General features: G+C 55.4%; 15 protein-coding genes, 1 tRNA gene and 1 pseudogene. 8 read left to right on the plus strand and 9 right to left on the minus strand.

Translation table 11 applies throughout. The annotated features are described in order from the left end of the window. Positions 1–35 precede the first annotated feature (35 nt). Genes AC2FIT_RS02330 through AC2FIT_RS02340 form a run of 3 tightly spaced genes read right to left on the minus strand, consistent with a single transcriptional unit; the run spans position 36 to position 2,688 of the window. On the minus strand, positions 36–1,355 hold the full coding sequence (locus AC2FIT_RS02330; RefSeq protein ID WP_496826239.1) for a TRAP transporter large permease: 1,320 nt from the start codon (positions 1,353–1,355) through the stop codon (positions 36–38). Next, complete coding sequence (locus AC2FIT_RS02335; RefSeq protein ID WP_496826241.1) at positions 1,352–1,936, minus strand: TRAP transporter small permease subunit; 585 nt, start codon at positions 1,934–1,936, stop codon at positions 1,352–1,354. Before AC2FIT_RS02335 ends, AC2FIT_RS02330 begins: the two co-directional genes overlap by 4 nt. Continuing rightward, on the minus strand, positions 1,933–2,688 hold the full coding sequence (locus AC2FIT_RS02340) for an N-formylglutamate amidohydrolase (protein WP_496826243.1): 756 nt from the start codon (positions 2,686–2,688) through the stop codon (positions 1,933–1,935). Before AC2FIT_RS02340 ends, AC2FIT_RS02335 begins: the two co-directional genes overlap by 4 nt. A 155-nt stretch (positions 2,689–2,843) precedes the next feature. On the opposite strand from AC2FIT_RS02340, the gene AC2FIT_RS02345 reads away from it, so the two are divergent. Together AC2FIT_RS02345 and AC2FIT_RS02350 are read left to right on the plus strand one after the other, a co-directional pair. Next, positions 2,844–3,713 carry a MurR/RpiR family transcriptional regulator gene (locus AC2FIT_RS02345; RefSeq protein ID WP_082677364.1) on the plus strand — a complete coding sequence of 290 codons (870 nt, stop codon included), beginning with the start codon at positions 2,844–2,846 and terminating at the stop codon, positions 3,711–3,713. 67 nt (positions 3,714–3,780) lie between these two features. Continuing rightward, a pseudogene (locus tag AC2FIT_RS02350) lies at positions 3,781–4,536 on the plus strand (hypothetical protein); the annotation flags it as partial. 7 nt (positions 4,537–4,543) lie between these two features. Here the strand turns inward: AC2FIT_RS02350 and AC2FIT_RS02355 are convergent. Next, on the minus strand, positions 4,544–5,218 hold the full coding sequence (locus AC2FIT_RS02355; protein WP_496826245.1) for a TIGR04283 family arsenosugar biosynthesis glycosyltransferase: 675 nt from the start codon (positions 5,216–5,218) through the stop codon (positions 4,544–4,546). A gap of 73 nt (positions 5,219–5,291) precedes the next feature. On the opposite strand from AC2FIT_RS02355, the gene ygfZ reads away from it, so the two are divergent. Then, positions 5,292–6,029, plus strand: a complete 738-nt coding sequence (gene ygfZ / locus AC2FIT_RS02360; RefSeq protein WP_496826507.1) for a CAF17-like 4Fe-4S cluster assembly/insertion protein YgfZ — start codon at positions 5,292–5,294, stop codon at positions 6,027–6,029. Positions 6,030–6,134: 105 nt separating this feature from the next. Next, positions 6,135–7,079 (plus strand): ABC transporter transmembrane domain-containing protein, encoded by a 945-nt coding sequence (locus tag AC2FIT_RS02365; RefSeq protein ID WP_496826247.1) that lies wholly within the window; start codon positions 6,135–6,137, stop codon positions 7,077–7,079. Positions 7,080–7,133: 54 nt separating this feature from the next. Here AC2FIT_RS02365 and efp read toward each other — a convergent pair whose 3' ends face one another. Beyond that, positions 7,134–7,697, minus strand: coding sequence for an elongation factor P (efp, locus tag AC2FIT_RS02370; protein ID WP_068332270.1), 564 nt, complete (start codon positions 7,695–7,697; stop codon positions 7,134–7,136). Positions 7,698–7,914: 217 nt separating this feature from the next. On the opposite strand from efp, the gene AC2FIT_RS02375 reads away from it, so the two are divergent. Next, the gene (locus AC2FIT_RS02375) at positions 7,915–8,235 is read left to right on the plus strand and encodes a DUF6280 family protein (RefSeq protein WP_037310273.1); all 321 of its coding nucleotides are present in this window, start codon (positions 7,915–7,917) and stop codon (positions 8,233–8,235) included. A gap of 161 nt (positions 8,236–8,396) precedes the next feature. Beyond that, entirely contained in the window at positions 8,397–9,854 is a 1,458-nt protein-coding gene (locus AC2FIT_RS02380) for a cobyric acid synthase (protein WP_496826249.1), read from the plus strand. A gap of 3 nt (positions 9,855–9,857) precedes the next feature. Here the strand turns inward: AC2FIT_RS02380 and AC2FIT_RS02385 are convergent, their stop codons facing one another. The 3 genes from AC2FIT_RS02385 to AC2FIT_RS02395 all read right to left on the minus strand — a co-directional run bounded on the left by AC2FIT_RS02385 (position 9,858) and on the right by AC2FIT_RS02395 (position 12,844). Continuing rightward, positions 9,858–10,601: a hypothetical protein gene (locus tag AC2FIT_RS02385; protein ID WP_496826251.1), complete on the minus strand. Its 744-nt coding sequence runs from the start codon at positions 10,599–10,601 to the stop codon at positions 9,858–9,860. Positions 10,602–10,675: 74 nt separating this feature from the next. Beyond that, the gene (locus AC2FIT_RS02390; RefSeq protein WP_496826253.1) at positions 10,676–12,094 is read right to left on the minus strand and encodes a TolC family outer membrane protein; all 1,419 of its coding nucleotides are present in this window, start codon (positions 12,092–12,094) and stop codon (positions 10,676–10,678) included. A 96-nt stretch (positions 12,095–12,190) separates the two neighbouring features. After that, positions 12,191–12,844, minus strand: a complete 654-nt coding sequence (locus tag AC2FIT_RS02395) for a protein-L-isoaspartate O-methyltransferase family protein (RefSeq protein WP_224889403.1) — start codon at positions 12,842–12,844, stop codon at positions 12,191–12,193. Positions 12,845–13,072: 228 nt separating this feature from the next. Between AC2FIT_RS02395 and AC2FIT_RS02400 the strand changes: the two genes are divergently transcribed. Both AC2FIT_RS02400 and AC2FIT_RS02405 read left to right on the plus strand, forming a co-directional pair. Further along, positions 13,073–13,146: transfer RNA gene (locus tag AC2FIT_RS02400), tRNA-Cys, on the plus strand. Between the two features lie 222 nt (positions 13,147–13,368). Then, a complete protein-coding gene (locus AC2FIT_RS02405) occupies positions 13,369–14,352 on the plus strand; it encodes a hypothetical protein (RefSeq protein WP_496826255.1) in 984 nt (327 codons plus the stop codon). 173 nt (positions 14,353–14,525) lie between these two features. Here the strand turns inward: AC2FIT_RS02405 and AC2FIT_RS02410 are convergent, their stop codons facing one another. Further along, complete coding sequence (locus AC2FIT_RS02410; protein ID WP_496826256.1) at positions 14,526–15,482, minus strand: NAD(P)-dependent oxidoreductase; 957 nt, start codon at positions 15,480–15,482, stop codon at positions 14,526–14,528. Positions 15,483–15,514 lie beyond the last annotated feature (32 nt).

A 15,514-nucleotide genomic window follows, 5' to 3' on the forward strand; every position in this document is an offset into this window, starting at 1 on the left:
TGAAATTACCTGTGCCCATTCACCGGGCATTCTTGTTAGTTTCCATAGACATAACCGGGCAGCCAAAGGGCAATATCCGGAAATACCATTATTATTATCAGGGCCAGCACCATCACACCGACAAACGGAATGATCGAGCGGTAGATGTCCTTCAACCCGATTTCGGGCGGCGCCATTGCACGCATCAGGAACAGGTTATAGCCAAACGGCGGTGTCATATAGGCAATCTGAGTGGTGATCGTATAAAGCACCCCGTACCAGATCAGATCAAACCCCAGCGCGCCCACCAGCGGTACGTAAAGTGGGGCAACGATAACCAACATGGCCGTGTCGTCCAGAAACGTACCCATGACGATAAAGCTCAGCTGCATCAGGATCAGGATCATCCACGGCGACAAACCAAGCTGTTCGGTAAACAGGTTCTCGATGGCCTTGACCGCACCCAGCCCGTCAAACACCGCCCCGAAACCCAGCGCCGCCAAGATGATCCACATAAACATGCAAGAGATCGCGAGCGTCTGCTTGGTGCAGTCTTCAAAGATTTTCCATGTCATCCGGCGTTTGATGACTGACACGACCAAAGCGGTCAGCGCGCCGATGGCCGAGCTTTCGACCAGCGAGGTCCAACCATTTACAAACGGCACCATCATCGCGGCGAAGATGATCAGCGGCAGCGCTCCTGCCCCCAGAAGCCGGATTTTTTCGGACCACGGCACCTCATGCGCGTCTTCCATCGCAGGGCCAAGCTGTGGCTGAATGCGGCAGCGAAGCCAGATATACACGATAAACAGACCCGCCATCAGCAAACCCGGCAAGATACCGGCCAGCCAAAGCTGCCCGACCGGCTGTCGCGCGATCATGGCGTAAAGCACCAGCACGACCGAGGGCGGAACAAGGATACCAAGGCTTGACCCGGCCTGGATGACCCCGGTCACCATCGTCTTGTCATAGCCACGCCGCAACAGCTCGGGCAACGCGATGGTTGCACCAATGGCCATACCCGCGACACTCAGACCGTTCATGGCCGACACCAGAACCATCAGGCCAATGGTTCCAATCGCCAGCCCGCCATTTACTGGCCCCATCCAGACATGAAACATTCGGTACAGGTCATCGGCCAAACGACTTTCCGACAGCACATAGCCCATGAAGATGAACATTGGCAGTGTCAGCAGTGGATACCACTTCATCAATTTCATCGCCGCGGAAAACGTGATGTCTTGCCCCCCGGTTCCCCACAGCGCCAACGCAGCGATCGTCGCAACCGCACCGATTGCACCAAACACACGCTGCCCGGTGAACAGCATCAGCATCATCAAGGCAAACATGAAGATGGCGATAAATTCCTGGCTCATGCCCGCTGCACCCCGATCTCCTGCCCGTTGAGCCGGGCTATGTCTTTGAAAAACTCCGATATCGCCTGCAGCAGCATCAGGAAAAAGCCGAACACCATGATGGCTTTGATCGGCCAGATATAGGGGCGCCACGCTGTCGAGGATCGCTCAAGCCGTCCGATCTCTTCGCTGCCCGTCAATAGGCCTATGAAGTACGAAAGTGGCTGATCCCCCCAATACCCAAGACTATACGCGGTTGAGCCCAACCCGCCGTATAGAAGAACACCCAGATAAAGGATCAACAGAAGAACCGTGAAAGCGTCGAACCACGCTTTCTTGCGCGGGCTCCAGTTGTGATAAAACAGGTCCATCCGTACATTCGACCCCATCTGGATCGAATATGGCCCGCCCACAATGTAATAGGTCACCATCGCGAACTGCGCCATTTCAAGCGTCCAAAGCGATGGCAAAAAGAAGGTCTTCGAGATCGAGGACCACAGCAGGATTCCCATCAACGCGAACAGGCCCCACATCATCACGCGACCGATCCGATAGTTTACCGCGTCAACAACGCGCACATATGCCGCCATCGCCCCGATCATGCCGCTCCCCTGTCCTGGAACCCTGCCAGCGTTTGGGTGACCCAGGACACAAGATGCTCGGCCATTATGCGTTGCTGGTCCGGTGTGCGGATCAAATCATTCCGAACCTCGATCATCACATTCGGCAACCCGTTCGGCAGAGCCTGCGCATTCAATGTGTGCGCCACCCCGTCAGCGGCCGAATAGGGTTCGTTCAAACGCGTTACATATGGCAGATCATCAGGCACCGTTGCCATCATCGCCGTTGCGAACCGGTCGTCGCGCCCGTGCAGGATGCCCAGCTCAACATCCCTTTGGCGGCCATGATAAACCGGGGTAAAGCTGTGCACAGTTACCATCAGCTTTAGCGCGGGACGGTGTTTCTTGATCTGGTCTGACACTGCAGTCGAAAACGGGATGTAGATGTTTTTGATGCGGGCTTGCCGCTCATCCGATGTCATCGCAATGTTGGCAGGAATGTCGTAGTGTTCGCTTTTGACCGGCATGGCGCCTGCGGCCTCAGGAGGGCGGTTGCAATCATAAACAAGCCGCGAAACTCCACCGTGGACCAAGGGCGCTTGCAACAGTTCCGACATGTACTGCGCAACACCCAACGCACCCGGGTCCCAGGCGATGTGACTGCTCAGCGTTTCGGACGACAGTCCCATATCACCCAGGTATTCAGGGATGCGGTTGGACGCGTGTTCGCACACCAGCAGCACCAAAGCTGTGCCGTCCGCCTTATCCGTGTGAACAACAGTTCCAAAGTCCAATGTGTCGTCCTGCGATTCCGTGAAAGAAGCTTGCGGAAAAAATTCCACACGATGCATTCCCCTGTCAATAATTTTCCTGTACAAATTCGATCACACCTTATCGTGCTGAAAAATTTTTGACATGCGCGATTAAAACCCATGCAGGAGGACCCAGGGTGCGGGTAACGGACAGGCTGCTGGCCCATCGGGATGAAATGACCCCATCCGAAAGGCAATTGATAAGCGTGCTGCTGGACGACTATCCCATGGCTGGTCTGGGCAGCATCACCGAACTGGCCAGTTCGGCCTCGGTTTCCACCACGACCGTCGCGCGCATGCTGCAAAAGACCGGGTTCGATGGCTATCCGCAGTTCCAGGCCGCCCTGCGCGGTGAAGTGAAAGAGATGATCTCGGGACCCGCTGCAAAGCGGAACGTCTGGCAGAACGACCTGCCCGAGGAACATATCCTGAACCGTTATTCCCAGCAGGCGCTGGCCAATCAAAAACGCACGATTGATGAGGTCGACCCGGCAGAGTTCGACAGTTTCTGCAATCTGCTTAGCGACCCCAAGCGGCGCATCTTTATCACCGGAGGCCGTATCACCGGGGCGCTGGCGCAATACCTGTACCTGCATCTGCAAATGATACGCCCTGACGTGCGGATGCTTCCCTTTGCAGCCTCTTGGACGCATGACCTGCTGGACGTGCGCAAAGATGACGTGTTGATCGCGCTGGATGTGCGGCGCTATGAGAATTCGACAATGTTGATCGGGCAATTGTGCCAAGAGCGTCAGGCCAAGATCGTTCTATTCACTGACCAGTGGCGTTCACCCATTCACAGGTTGGCCGAGCATACTTTTGCCGCACGGATCGCTGTGCCTTCTGCGTGGGATTCGATGTCTGCCATCCTGATGCTGATGGAATGCGTGATAGCCGAGGTTCAGGAACGCCTATGGGATTCGGTGAAAGAGCGCACAGACGAGCTGGAACAGGCGTTTGACCGTACAAAACTGTTCCGGAAGTTCGGACAAAGCTCTGGGCCTTAGTTCCAAACTGATACAATAGAATGTGATGACTGTTGCCACCGGGCCGGTGGGTCGTCACTTTGGGCGCATGACCTTTGTGACCGAAAATCAACTGCCGCTACTGCTCCTGTCCTTTCTGATCGGGACAGTGGGCACTGCTTTTCTGTTTCGCAAGCCAGCCGGACACCGGGCATGGAAACTTGCAGACCTCGTGTGGGTCGTTCTGGGCGGGATCGGTGCACTGGTTGCGGTTTTGGCAGGTCTGTACACGTCAGATAGCTCACGGCTGGATAGGCAGATCGACGTGGCCTATGCCGCGACGCTGGCCTTTGACCGCGACGCCGCCCGGTTCCGTTTGCGGTTCTGCGACCCGGCCTACGACCGGGACATGGCCGTACTGTGTGACAAGGTCGAGTTCCTGTCGGCCTCAACCGCCAACAATGCCGATCTGCCCTTGTTTATTGCTGTGACGAACGAGGTCGCCCCGCTTCAGGGCATACAGTTTCTGTTCGGCCGCAAGGCAAAAAAAGAGCATGATGATCTGCGTACCATGGCTGCAAAAGCTGATGCGTTCGACATTGATCAATTTCTGGTTTTCACCACGCTCGACGACGAAACCCAAGCCGCAATTGACAACATGCGTCGCAAAGTGCCTGCAATTGCAGGGGATTACCTGATCCTCGCCCAAAGCTACGATGACCTGATTGCACAGGTCGGCAAGCTGAAGGATGAATGGGAATACCTGCAGGCCAATGCGCATATTCTGGTGCTACAGATCGTTGCCCTGTGTCTGGTCAGCTTTGCCGCGCCCTTCCGTCTGGGCAAGTCCATCGTTGAACTGCGCACAGTTTTCAGCGCCGATACGCCTGCGCAAGCTTATTCGGATCAGCCCCAAGAAAATACCGCGTCAGCGTCCAAAGATTCCGCGCGCCCCGACGCAGCCAACCCGCCCGTGCATAGCGGTCCGCACTCGTGACCGCGTGGGGACTCAGCAAGGTTATTCCGGGCAAAACCCGCACCAGTGCGACATCCTCCATCAACGGCTGATCCGGGTAACCCCCGACCGTTTCATACAATCGACGCGGCACCAGCAATCCCTGATCACCGTAAGGCAGGCCAAACATTCGGCTGCGCAGATTGGCCCACCCGGCAACCCAGCGCGGCATGAAACCCTTTGCCTGAAAAGCAAGGCGAAAAGCCGCGGATTTGCCCGAGGGTAAATGTGCGCTGACTGCGGTGCTCCACCCCTGTTGCAACTGCGTATCAGCATGCAAGATCAACATCCAGTCACCTGAGGCCTCGGCGCAGCCCCGCCGCAACTGCCCCCCGCGTGAGGTCGCGCCGGTGACGATCTTGGCGCCCGCCGCATTTGCAATTTCAAGTGTCAGATCGGTCGATCCACCGTCGGTTACGATCAGTTCTCGGATCAGCCCTGCGTGTAAACCCTCGGTCACGGCTGACAGAGTATCCGGCAAGCTGTCAGCCGCATTCAAAGTTGGAATTACAATGCTGATCGGTGCTGGCACGGTGGATACCCTCTGGTCATGGCGGCGCGAACTCATATATCACGAGGCCAAGGAAAAACACGAGGACCACCCAATGCCCAATCGCCGCATCCTACGCCTGAGCGGGTCGGACACTGACAGCTTTCTACAGGGTCTGGTCACAAATGACATTGCCGGTCTGGAAAACGGCTTGGTTTATGCGGCTTTGCTGACCCCTCAGGGCAAGTATCTGGCGGATTTCTTCCTCAAACGCGATGGCGACACGGTGCTGCTGGATGTGGCCGACACCATTGCTGACGACTTCATCAAACGGCTAACCATGTACAAGCTGCGTGCCGATGTCAGCATTGAAGACAGCGGTCTGAGTCTGCAACGCGGGACCGGTGCCCCGCCCGCAGAAGCCCTGCCTGATCCACGCCACCCGGATATGGGCTGGCGGGCCTACACGGACCAGGCCGAAAGCGACGACGGCACCGATTGGGACGCCATTCGCGTGCGTTACTGCATCCCCGAAACCGCGATCGAACTGACCGCCGACAGCTATATCCTTGAATCGCGGTTCGAAGACCTGAACGGTGTCGATTTCAAAAAGGGGTGCTACGTCGGACAGGAAGTCACCGCGCGCATGAAGCACAAGACCGAACTGCGCAAAGGTTTGAGTGTCGTCCGGGTCGACGGCTCTGCTCCGGTAGGGACCGAGATCACATCTGGCGGCAAACCGGCTGGTAAGCTATTCACCCAATCGAATGGCCGCGGAATCGCCTATTTGCGCTTTGATCGTGCGACCGGAGAGATGCAGGCAGCAGACGCCACAGTCACATTTGACCGATGATATGTTGCCAATCCGGCACGACTTTTACGCGGCCAATCGCAGCACCGTTTGAACCGGACCCGCGACACTGACAAACTGCGACAAGTTCACTGAACGGGTGCGCATATGTTAAAGTTGTATCAGGCAATCTGGCGAGCCAGCGCCGGGCGGCAGATCATCCTGATTATCCTGTCGATTGCCATCGCGGGGCTGGCGGCCGTACCGCTGGAGTTTCAGCGCGATATCATTAACCACCTGACATCGGACAGTATCGAAACCGAACGTCTGACCTATCTTGCCGGAGGCATGATGTCGGTCATCCTGCTGAGTCTTGCCTTGAAATGGTTACTAGGATTTAGGGCGGGCACACTTGGCGAAGATATGATCCGCCTGATCCGTCAACGCCTGCTTGCTCGTGCATCAGACGTGGAGGACACGGAAGGCTCGGTGAAAAAGGGCACAATGACCACTGCCATCTCGGCCGAGGCGGAAGAGCTGGGAAAGTTCGCAGGCGGAGCTTTTTCGGACCCGGTGGTGCAAATCGGAACGCTTATCAGTGTTATCGGCTACATCTCATCCACGCAGCCGTGGCTTGGCCTGATTGCCTTGTCCATGATCATACCCCAGATAGTCATCGTGTTGATATCGCAACGTAAAGTGAACGTTTTCGTCGCCGATCGTGTCCGAATTCTACGCAATGCCACTGACAAGCTGACGATCGAGGACGTCGACTCGGTCGCCCGCGACATTGATGCCCGGTTTGACGAAATCTACGAAACCCGCCGCCGCATGTTCTTGTGGAAATTATCCGCGAAATTCCTGCTCAGCGTCATTAACGGTGCAGGCACTGTGGGCGTCCTGATGCTGGGTGGCTTTCTGGTTTTGCAGGGCAAAACAGACGTCGGGACCGTAGTCGCCGCCACCAGTGGCCTTAGCCGCATTCAGGGGCCCACCGGTTTTCTGATCGCCTTTTACCGGCAGGTCAGCGCCAACCGTATCAAGTATGAATTGATGCTGGAACTGTTCGGTCCGAACCCCGAACGCTATCGGCTTCGCAAGCAAGCACAATAAAAGACCGCGCGCCTCTGGCCTTCGCGGTCTTTTCACCTTTCGGCAAATGCGGGCTTAGGCGCGTTCCGAGTATTCCATGGTTTCGGTATTCACGACAATCGTTTCGTCCTGGCCGATGAACGGCGGCACCATGACCTTGACCCCATTGTCCAGGATCGCAGGCTTGAACGAGTTCGCAGCAGTCTGCCCTTTGACCACCGGCTCAGTCTCAACAATTTTGCAGGTGACTTTTTGAGGCAAGGTCGCGTTGAGCGCCTCGCTTTCATAGAACTCAACCACGATGGTCATGCCATCCTGCAGAAACGGGCGACGCTCACCCAGCAATTCGGCAGGCAGTTCGATCTGCTCATAGGTCTCAGAATCCATGAACACCAGCATCCCGTCGGATTCGTAAAGAAACTGCTGATCCTTCTGTTCAAGGCGCACACGCTCAACCTTGTCGGCCGAGCGAAATCGTTCGTTCAGCTTTGAACCATTTCGCAAGTTGCGCAGCTCAACCTGTGCAAAAGCACCGCCTTTACCGGGCTTTACATGGTCAACTTTTACCGCGGCCCATAGCCCGTCGTTATGCTCAAGCACATTGCCGGGTCGAATTTCGTTCCCATTTATCTTGGGCATTACATAAATCCTTTACAAACGGTTGATGCGTCAGTTCCCGTCCCTATATCTGCCGGGATAATTCGTGGCAAGAGAACCAGATTTGGCGCTGCACGGCAGCGAGCTATGCAAATGACGCAACGCAACTATGCATTTTAGATGTATCCGAATCGCACCTAATAGGTCATAAGGACCGTCACGCCGAAAACGCAAGAGCAAGAACAACAAGGAAAACGAGATGAGAGATTTCGTTGACGGCACTGCCTTTAACAATGAGCAAGGCAATCGTGCTCGGAAACTTTTCGCAGCCGTGGTGTTGGCTGCACTTGATGACGCCATTGCTGACGACAAGAAATATGGCAATGGACCGGAACAAATTGCCCGCTGGGCACGGTCGCGCGATGGGCGCGAGGTGCTTTCCTGTGCGGGCATTGACCCAAATGAACGGGTTGTAAGCGGATTGATGGAGTTCGTCGGACGTGGTGTGCGCACCTCGGTCGCGCTGTCGCGTGAAGAAAGCGAACGCCGCAATGCCGCTCAGCAGGCTGAGGCTGCCTAGACTAAGGCGTCCTTTGTATGAAAAAACGCGCCCCTACTCATTGGGGCGCGTTTTTCTTTTGCGGTCCTGAATGGACAAAACCACTGCGAAAAAGCTGGTATCCGGGGCTTTCCCTTTGACATCAAGTCAGGTCATCTGCGCTCAACGCACAGGAGACGACCATGGTTCGCGCCATTATGATTCAGGGGACCGGCAGCAATGTCGGGAAATCGGTTCTGGTGGCCGGGCTGGCGCGGGCGTACACCCGGCGTGGGCTCCGGGTTGCACCGTTCAAACCCCAGAATATGTCAAACAACGCCGCCGTAACCGAAAACGGGGGTGAGATTGGGCGCGCGCAAGCCCTGCAGGCACGTGCCGCGATGCGCCCGACGCATACGGATATGAACCCGATCCTTTTGAAGCCCGAGACCGACACCGGTGCTCAGATCATCGTTCAGGGTCAGCGGAAAGGGACAATGAAGGCCGGTGACTATCGCAAAGATAAATCCAAATTGCTGGGCGCTGCGCTTGAAAGCTTTGACCGGCTATGCAGCGATGCCGATCTGGTTCTGGTTGAAGGTGCGGGCAGCCCGGCTGAGACCAACCTGCGCAAGGGCGACATCGCCAATATGGGCTTTGCCTGCGTTGCCGGTGTGCCCGTGGTTCTGGTTGGTGACATTCATCACGGTGGCGTTATAGCGCAGATCGTGGGTACGCAGGCGGTTCTGGACGCCGGTGATCTCGCGATGATCAAGGGCTTTGCCATCAATCGGTTCAGGGGCGATGTAAGCCTGTTCGACGAGGGGCGTGATGACATTGCTGCGCGCACGGGCTGGCCCTGTCTGGGCGTCGTGCCGTGGTTCAACGACGCGTGGCGCTTGCCTGCCGAGGATATGATGGACATCCGCTCACACAGCGGCGGCACCTGCAAGGTCATCGTGCCGCAGCTCGAGAGGATGGCCAATTTCGATGACCTTGATCCGCTGTCAGCCGAACCGGGTGTCACGGTTGAAATCATACCCCCTGGACGCCCCCTGCCCGGCGACGCCGATCTTGTGCTGCTGCCAGGCAGTAAATCCACAATCGGTGATCTTGCGTTTTTTCGCGCGCAGGGCTGGGATATCGACCTCTATGCCCATGTCCGTCGGGGCGGTCATGTACTGGGCCTGTGCGGCGGGTTTCAAATGCTGGGCAAAACCATCGCCGACCCCGAGGGGGTCGATGGCAGCCCGGGCACAGTTGATGGGTTGGGCCTTTTGGACGTAACCACCACTATGGCAGGAAAAAAGCAGGTCACGTTGCGGACCGCACGCTCGGTTCCCGACAACGATCCAGTTACCGGATATGAAATCCACATGGGCCGAACCGAAGGTCCCGATTGCAATCGCGCCTGGCTTGAGATTGATACCCGTCCGGAAGGCGCCGCCGACAAAACAGGCCGCATTCGCGGCAGCTATCTGCACGGCATATTCTCATCCGACGCCTTCCGCGCCCGCTACCTGAAGGAACTGGGCGCGGTATCCGACCTACTTTATGAGGATGGGGTCGAGGAGACGCTGGACGCGCTGGCCGACCATCTTGAACAGCACATGGATCTTGACCACCTGCTGAATTTGGCCCAGCGACCCAAACGTCCGTAGGATTTACTCCACTTCCTGTTCGGCCAGCACGCGATAAATTTCGCGCCGCACCATTTTGCGCACGTTGCGAGTGATGCGCTGGCCTAAAACACCCTGCAATTCTTCCCGTACAACCTGGGCAATCAACTCTCGCAAAGCGTCATTGTCCAGTTCCGGCGCGGTTTGGTCTACATCGACCGTGGGAGCTTCTGCAGCTACAGCTTGCGGGTCGCGGACAAAAGTGGCCTTGGTTTCAGACTTCTGCTCTTCTGGCTCAGGATCCGACAAGCTGGAGCTGTCCGAGACGATAAACTCGTCTTCCAAATGCCAGCGAAGCGGGGGAGTCGTCGTGCCAGAGTACGCGTCATCGCTGTCGCCGTCCGGCTCCCACTGATCCTCGGTATGGGCAATGGCAGCCTCCAACGCTTCGATCTTGGCGCTCAGGCCACCAGAAGCGTCAAGCTCGGGCTCGACTTTGATCTGCTGTTCTGCTGCTGGCTCGGCATGATTGATGATGTCAGAGGTCCGCAAAAGCATCGGCTGAACAGAATCCTCTGCCCTATAGCCGGGTTCTGGATTTTCGCGCTTCGGGTGTGCGTCCGGTGTCATTTCGCCAACACGCAATGCGTCTGTAAGCACCAACCTGCCGGGCTTTCGCGACCCAACCGGCGCAAAAGCACTTTGGGCATCCCTGCTGTCTTCGCTGACCAAACGTTTAATCGAGGACAAGACGTCCTCGATTCCCGTTTTTACGACTTTATCCGTCATTGTTCTCTACCGCTCTATCCTCAGGATAGAGTGTAGCTAATCAAGTCGGGCGTCACAACAGGTAGTATCGGGCCTCAGTCGCGACGCAACGCTTTGAGGACGCGATCCAGATCTTTGCTCTGTCGGCTGACCTGGGCAGGAGCCTTTTTCACCAGGTTGTAGTAGAGCGTGGGATCATAAATCTGTACAGCCAAGCCCAGACGTTCCGCCGTCAGCAGACCCTGTGCCTGCAAAAGCTGATAGGCTGATCGTGTGCGTTCAACACGTGATCTTACCTCGGCCAGCTGCGCATCCAGCAAGTCCTGCTGCGCATTCAAAACATCCAAGGTGGTCCGTGCGCCAAGTGTCGCTTCTTCCCGGATACCATCAAACGCGACCTGTGATGCACGAACACGTTCCGTCGAAGCCCTCAAACTGGCGGAAGCTGCCTGAAACGAGGCAAAAGCATCGACTACGCCTTGCGTAATGTCCTTTTGTACGTTCAGAAGGTTGGCGCGTGACGCATCCCGTGTTGCCATTGAGCGACGCACGCTGGCAGCCAACCGGCCACCCGCATAGATCGGCTGCTCAAAGCGCAGAGCGATTGATGCATCTTCAAGATTGTCGTCATTGTCATAGCTTTCACGGATGCCAGCATCCGCAAAAAGCCGGACATTTGGTCCAAGATTGGCGCGTTGCTGCTGCACCTGCAAGTCAAGAGCGCGTACTTCGTGCTGCGCAGACAGAATGGCAGGGTGGTTTCTTTGTGCCAGTGCAACCGCCTCAGCCTCGGACCCTGGCAAACTGGGCAAACCCGGCAGGCCTGCCGTGCGCCCCGGCGCGTTACCTACTGCATTGACGTATTCCGCCTGAGCCTGCGCTAGAAACCCGCGTTCAACCGCCAGATCAGCCTGTGAGCTTGCAAGCTGTGCTTCGGACAAAGCGACGTCAGTACGAGTAACCTCACCCACATCGAACCGATCCTGGGACGCCCGCAATTCCTCGGACGACACGTCGACGTTGTTCAGACGAATCTGAACCGCCTCTTCTTGTTCGAGAACAAACAAGTAGGCGCTTGCCGCACGAAACAGAACAAATTGCTCAACATCCAGCAGAGCTTGTCGGGTCGACAAAACGATTTCCTGCGCAGACTGCTTGCCCAACACCGAGAAGCCGCCATCATAGACCAACTGGCTCAACGTGAGTCCGGTGAAAAAGGTAGACGGCTCGTCGCGCGTGACAACATCACTCACTGTAGAGCGCGTATAGTCCTGACTAACCTCGACCGCCCAGTTGATGATCGGACGCAGCGCAGATAATGCAATCGCTACATCTTCGTCAGCCGCACGCAGCAACGCGCGGTTTTGCTCCAGCAGACCGCTGGTGTTATAAGCCCCGATAAAGGCGTCTGTCAGGTTATCAGCCCAAACCGCACGCCCCGGCACAGCACTGAGCGCGATCCCCGCAGTCAGTGCAAGTGCCTTAACAAACCTTCCCCCTGTCCTTGAACGCATACCCAATTCCTTCTAAAAACAAAATTACGCTGCCCTGAGCGCAGTTTGCGCGTTTGTTTTCAACTAATCAAGGCAGCAGAACAATATGCGTAAGAACTATAGCGAAAATGCACACTCAGTGCAAAATGCCTTTAAAACCGGGGCATTGGCATTGAATGCGTAGCGCCACGTTACTTGTCCGCCAGATTTGTGGCCGATCCGAACGGTGCCAAGCTTTCCTTCCACGAACAAACAGGCGATGCGCCCACGATCTTTCAACTGTTCGATCAGCGCGTCGGGTACTTGCTCGACCCCGCCCTGAATCATGATGACATCATAAGGTCCGTGCTCGGTCGCGCCTTGTTCCAACGGACCGACGTGTACAATCGCGTTATCCGCTTCGGCTTCCATCAAAAGGGTCTGAGCCTCTGCCGCCAGAGCCTCATCCTCTTCCACAGCAACGACCAACTGCGCCATGCGGGCTGCAACGGCGGTTGAATAGCCCAGCGCGGGGGCGATATCCAAAACCACCTCGTCGTTCGAGATGTTCAACGCATCCAGCATTTTTGCAAGTGTCCGCGGCTCAAGCAGACAACGTCCGCCCCCAAGATCGATGATACCCTCGGCATAGGCCGCTTCGCGATGCGAATCCGGCACGAAATTCTCCCTCTGGACGGTTAGCATTGCGTCAATGATGGGGAATTTCGTGACATCCGAAGGTCGGACCTGTGTATCAACCATCGTACGGCGTCGGGTTGCGAAATCTGTCATTTGATCGCTCATGTTAGTCCCAAGGATGCTTGGCTTGTGCCATATCCGGACAAAACCGGCAACGGCTGTGATGTCGAAAGTTGAACCGAAGTCCAGACGCGTAGAGTTCAACCTTAGTAAGCCCAGACACATGAGCGCGGATTTTTACATCCAACCCACTGGACGCCCCCTGAGAAAGGTGTTAAAACGCCTGACACACCACGTCAAGTAATTGATTTTACTTAAAAAGGCGAGTTGGCGGAGTGGTGACGCAGCGGATTGCAAATCCGTGTACACCGGTTCGATTCCGGTACTCGCCTCCATAAAAGTTAACACCGAAAAATCCTAACCATCTGATACTGTTTGATTTCAAGCGGTTGTCCTGTTTTTATGCGTTAACTTTCTCAAAAATCCCGCAACATTTCCCGCAACAAGGTTTTGATTGACTATTTCAGAAACCACCCCCTCAAAAATTACCACTTCTTATTGATCGAAGAACGGGCAGCCGCCCTACCAACAAACACTCAACATCATCGGCTTAATCAATGACTGAACTTCTACTTATGGAAGGTTACATCGGCGGAACCGTCATCGAAATTGAAGAGAAACGTTTCAACGAAATCCTTCATGCAAAAAACGTCATCAAACCTATTTGGGATGTCGAAGACACCTTCTCTCTTTTGGCAAATGCTTTCCTAGAATTTGAAGAATTCCTTCTGAGCACGGGCATGAGGTATTTCTATCAAAGAGACATGCAGCGCGATGTTGATCACTTCTTTGACGATGCCAGGCAAAAAGTGAATCTGAAGCTGATCTCCGTTCTAACGGCATCCCGTGTATATGAAGAACAAATGCACCGACGAATGTCAGCGCTATCCAAACTTATAGGAACGGTGATTGATCTTAGCGGCAGCTTCTCGTCTGTTTTTGATGACAGCCTAGAATACCGCGTAATGTACGCGCTTCGGAACCATGCATTGCACAACCAACTTCCGCTGGGCGGCATCACCTTTAGCAATTCAAACCTGTCGTCTACCGGTGACATAAGAGACGACGCTCCTACTCGGCATCGCGTTACAGTTGATCCTCGAATTTCTGTAGAAGAATTCTGCAACTCCGACAAAGTGAGAGCATCAACTCGGAAGGAAGTGGATGACTTGGGTTGCGAATACCTGGATCTAAAGTTTTTTGCGCGGGGGTTCGTTTCCTGTCTCGCCCGCTGCCATGCTGATTTCCGAGCAGCCACCGAGGCAGTACTGGGGGAATCTTTGAGGGCATTACAGTTTGCTAACAATGACTTACAAAGTGCAAAGGGTGACGAGCCTAGGCATGCGTCGATAGTACGACGAATTGATGGGCGCAAAGTCGAGGACCACTACATCGACTACTCCAAAAAATCTCGGATTAGGGATGTTCGAAAGTACTGGACTGGATTGCAGTGGCTTCAAAGGGCCTACGTGTCATCTGAAGTAAGACAGGCAAAAGACACTTACCCTAATCAACATGAAGAGATTTGGATCGCCAAATAAGCGATCCAAATCCCGCAACAAATCCCGCAACATTTTGGACGACACCAAACCAAAGAAACAGTGTTAACATTTGATATAAAAAGATAATTTCATTGCGGTAGTTCGATTTCAGAACAGGTACTCGCCTCCACTCCTCTGAAAACACTGACTGTTTCAAAACCACGTGTGGTGCGTCATTCGGCCCGGCGTCCTTGCGGAATGACCTCGTAACCGGGCATTTCCGGCTCGTCATCCGTCATTTCGGTTGGAAATCCCGGAGCGGTGATGTCCAGCCCCGTGGCTTCTTCCAACCGCTTGATAATATTTGGCGACAGTTCACGTTCGCCGTAGCGGGCGATCCCATCATTGAAGATTTGAATCATCACCGGATTGATTTCCAAAGGCACACCAGCGCGGTCGGCAACGTCCTGAAACAGGCCGATATCCTTTTTCACAAGGTCCATAGTGAAAGATATGTCACGGGACCCGTTCAGAATGACCTGGCTTTCGGTTTCATGGACAAACGAAGTGCCCGACGAGATCTTGATCGCCTCGAAGGTCGTGTTCAGGTCCATTCCGGCAGCCTTTGCTGTCACCAGCGCTTCAGCGCAAGTGATCAGGTTGGCTGTGGCCAGATAGTTCGTAAGCACCTTGAGGACCGAGGCAGTTCCCAGATCACCTGTATGCAGCACGCGCCGCCCCATCGTGGTCAAGAACGGTAAAATACGCTCAAAGGTTTCCCGATCGCATCCAGCGAAGATCGAGATATTGCCCGTCGCCGCCCTGTGGCATCCACCTGAAACGGGGCAATCCACGGCTGCACCTCCGCGTTCGATGACCATCGCGCCAAGGCGTTTGACTTCAGCCTCGTCCGTCGTCGACATCTCCATCCAGATTTTGCCCGGCCCGACTTCGGGCAACATTTCCTGCATCACCGCGTCCGAGGCTGCGGGCGACGGCAGGCAGGTGATGACTGCATCGCAATCCCGCATCATCTGCGCGGGGGTTTCTGCCGCTTTTGCGCCCTTGGCCACGAATTCGGCCACCAGATCGGGGTTAAGGTCATGGACCGTCAGGTCAATTCCGTTTCGCAACAGCGATCCCGACAGCTTGCCGCCCACATTTCCTAAACCGATAAAACCGACTCGCATCTCTTCCTCCTGACGGTCGCAGTTCGGGCAAG

It is taken from the genome of Ruegeria sp. YTSA135, from assembly GCF_059610165.1.

Coding starts and splice junctions, on each gene's coding strand:
- AC2FIT_RS02330 (WP_496826239.1), bottom strand. CDS start 1,355: ATGAGCCAGGAATTTATCGCCATCTTCATGTTTGCCTTGATGATGCTG.
- AC2FIT_RS02335 (WP_496826241.1), bottom strand. CDS start 1,936: ATGATCGGGGCGATGGCGGCATATGTGCGCGTTGTTGACGCGGTAAAC.
- ygfZ (WP_496826507.1), top strand. CDS start 5,292: ATGCCCAATCGCCGCATCCTACGCCTGAGCGGGTCGGACACTGACAGC.
- AC2FIT_RS02365 (WP_496826247.1), top strand. CDS start 6,135: ATGTTAAAGTTGTATCAGGCAATCTGGCGAGCCAGCGCCGGGCGGCAG.
- efp (WP_068332270.1), bottom strand. CDS start 7,697: ATGCCCAAGATAAATGGGAACGAAATTCGACCCGGCAATGTGCTTGAG.
- AC2FIT_RS02375 (WP_037310273.1), top strand. CDS start 7,915: ATGAGAGATTTCGTTGACGGCACTGCCTTTAACAATGAGCAAGGCAAT.
- AC2FIT_RS02380 (WP_496826249.1), top strand. CDS start 8,397: ATGGTTCGCGCCATTATGATTCAGGGGACCGGCAGCAATGTCGGGAAA.
- AC2FIT_RS02385 (WP_496826251.1), bottom strand. CDS start 10,601: ATGACGGATAAAGTCGTAAAAACGGGAATCGAGGACGTCTTGTCCTCG.
- AC2FIT_RS02390 (WP_496826253.1), bottom strand. CDS start 12,094: ATGCGTTCAAGGACAGGGGGAAGGTTTGTTAAGGCACTTGCACTGACT.
- AC2FIT_RS02395 (WP_224889403.1), bottom strand. CDS start 12,844: ATGACAGATTTCGCAACCCGACGCCGTACGATGGTTGATACACAGGTC.
- AC2FIT_RS02405 (WP_496826255.1), top strand. CDS start 13,369: ATGACTGAACTTCTACTTATGGAAGGTTACATCGGCGGAACCGTCATC.
- AC2FIT_RS02410 (WP_496826256.1), bottom strand. CDS start 15,482: ATGCGAGTCGGTTTTATCGGTTTAGGAAATGTGGGCGGCAAGCTGTCG.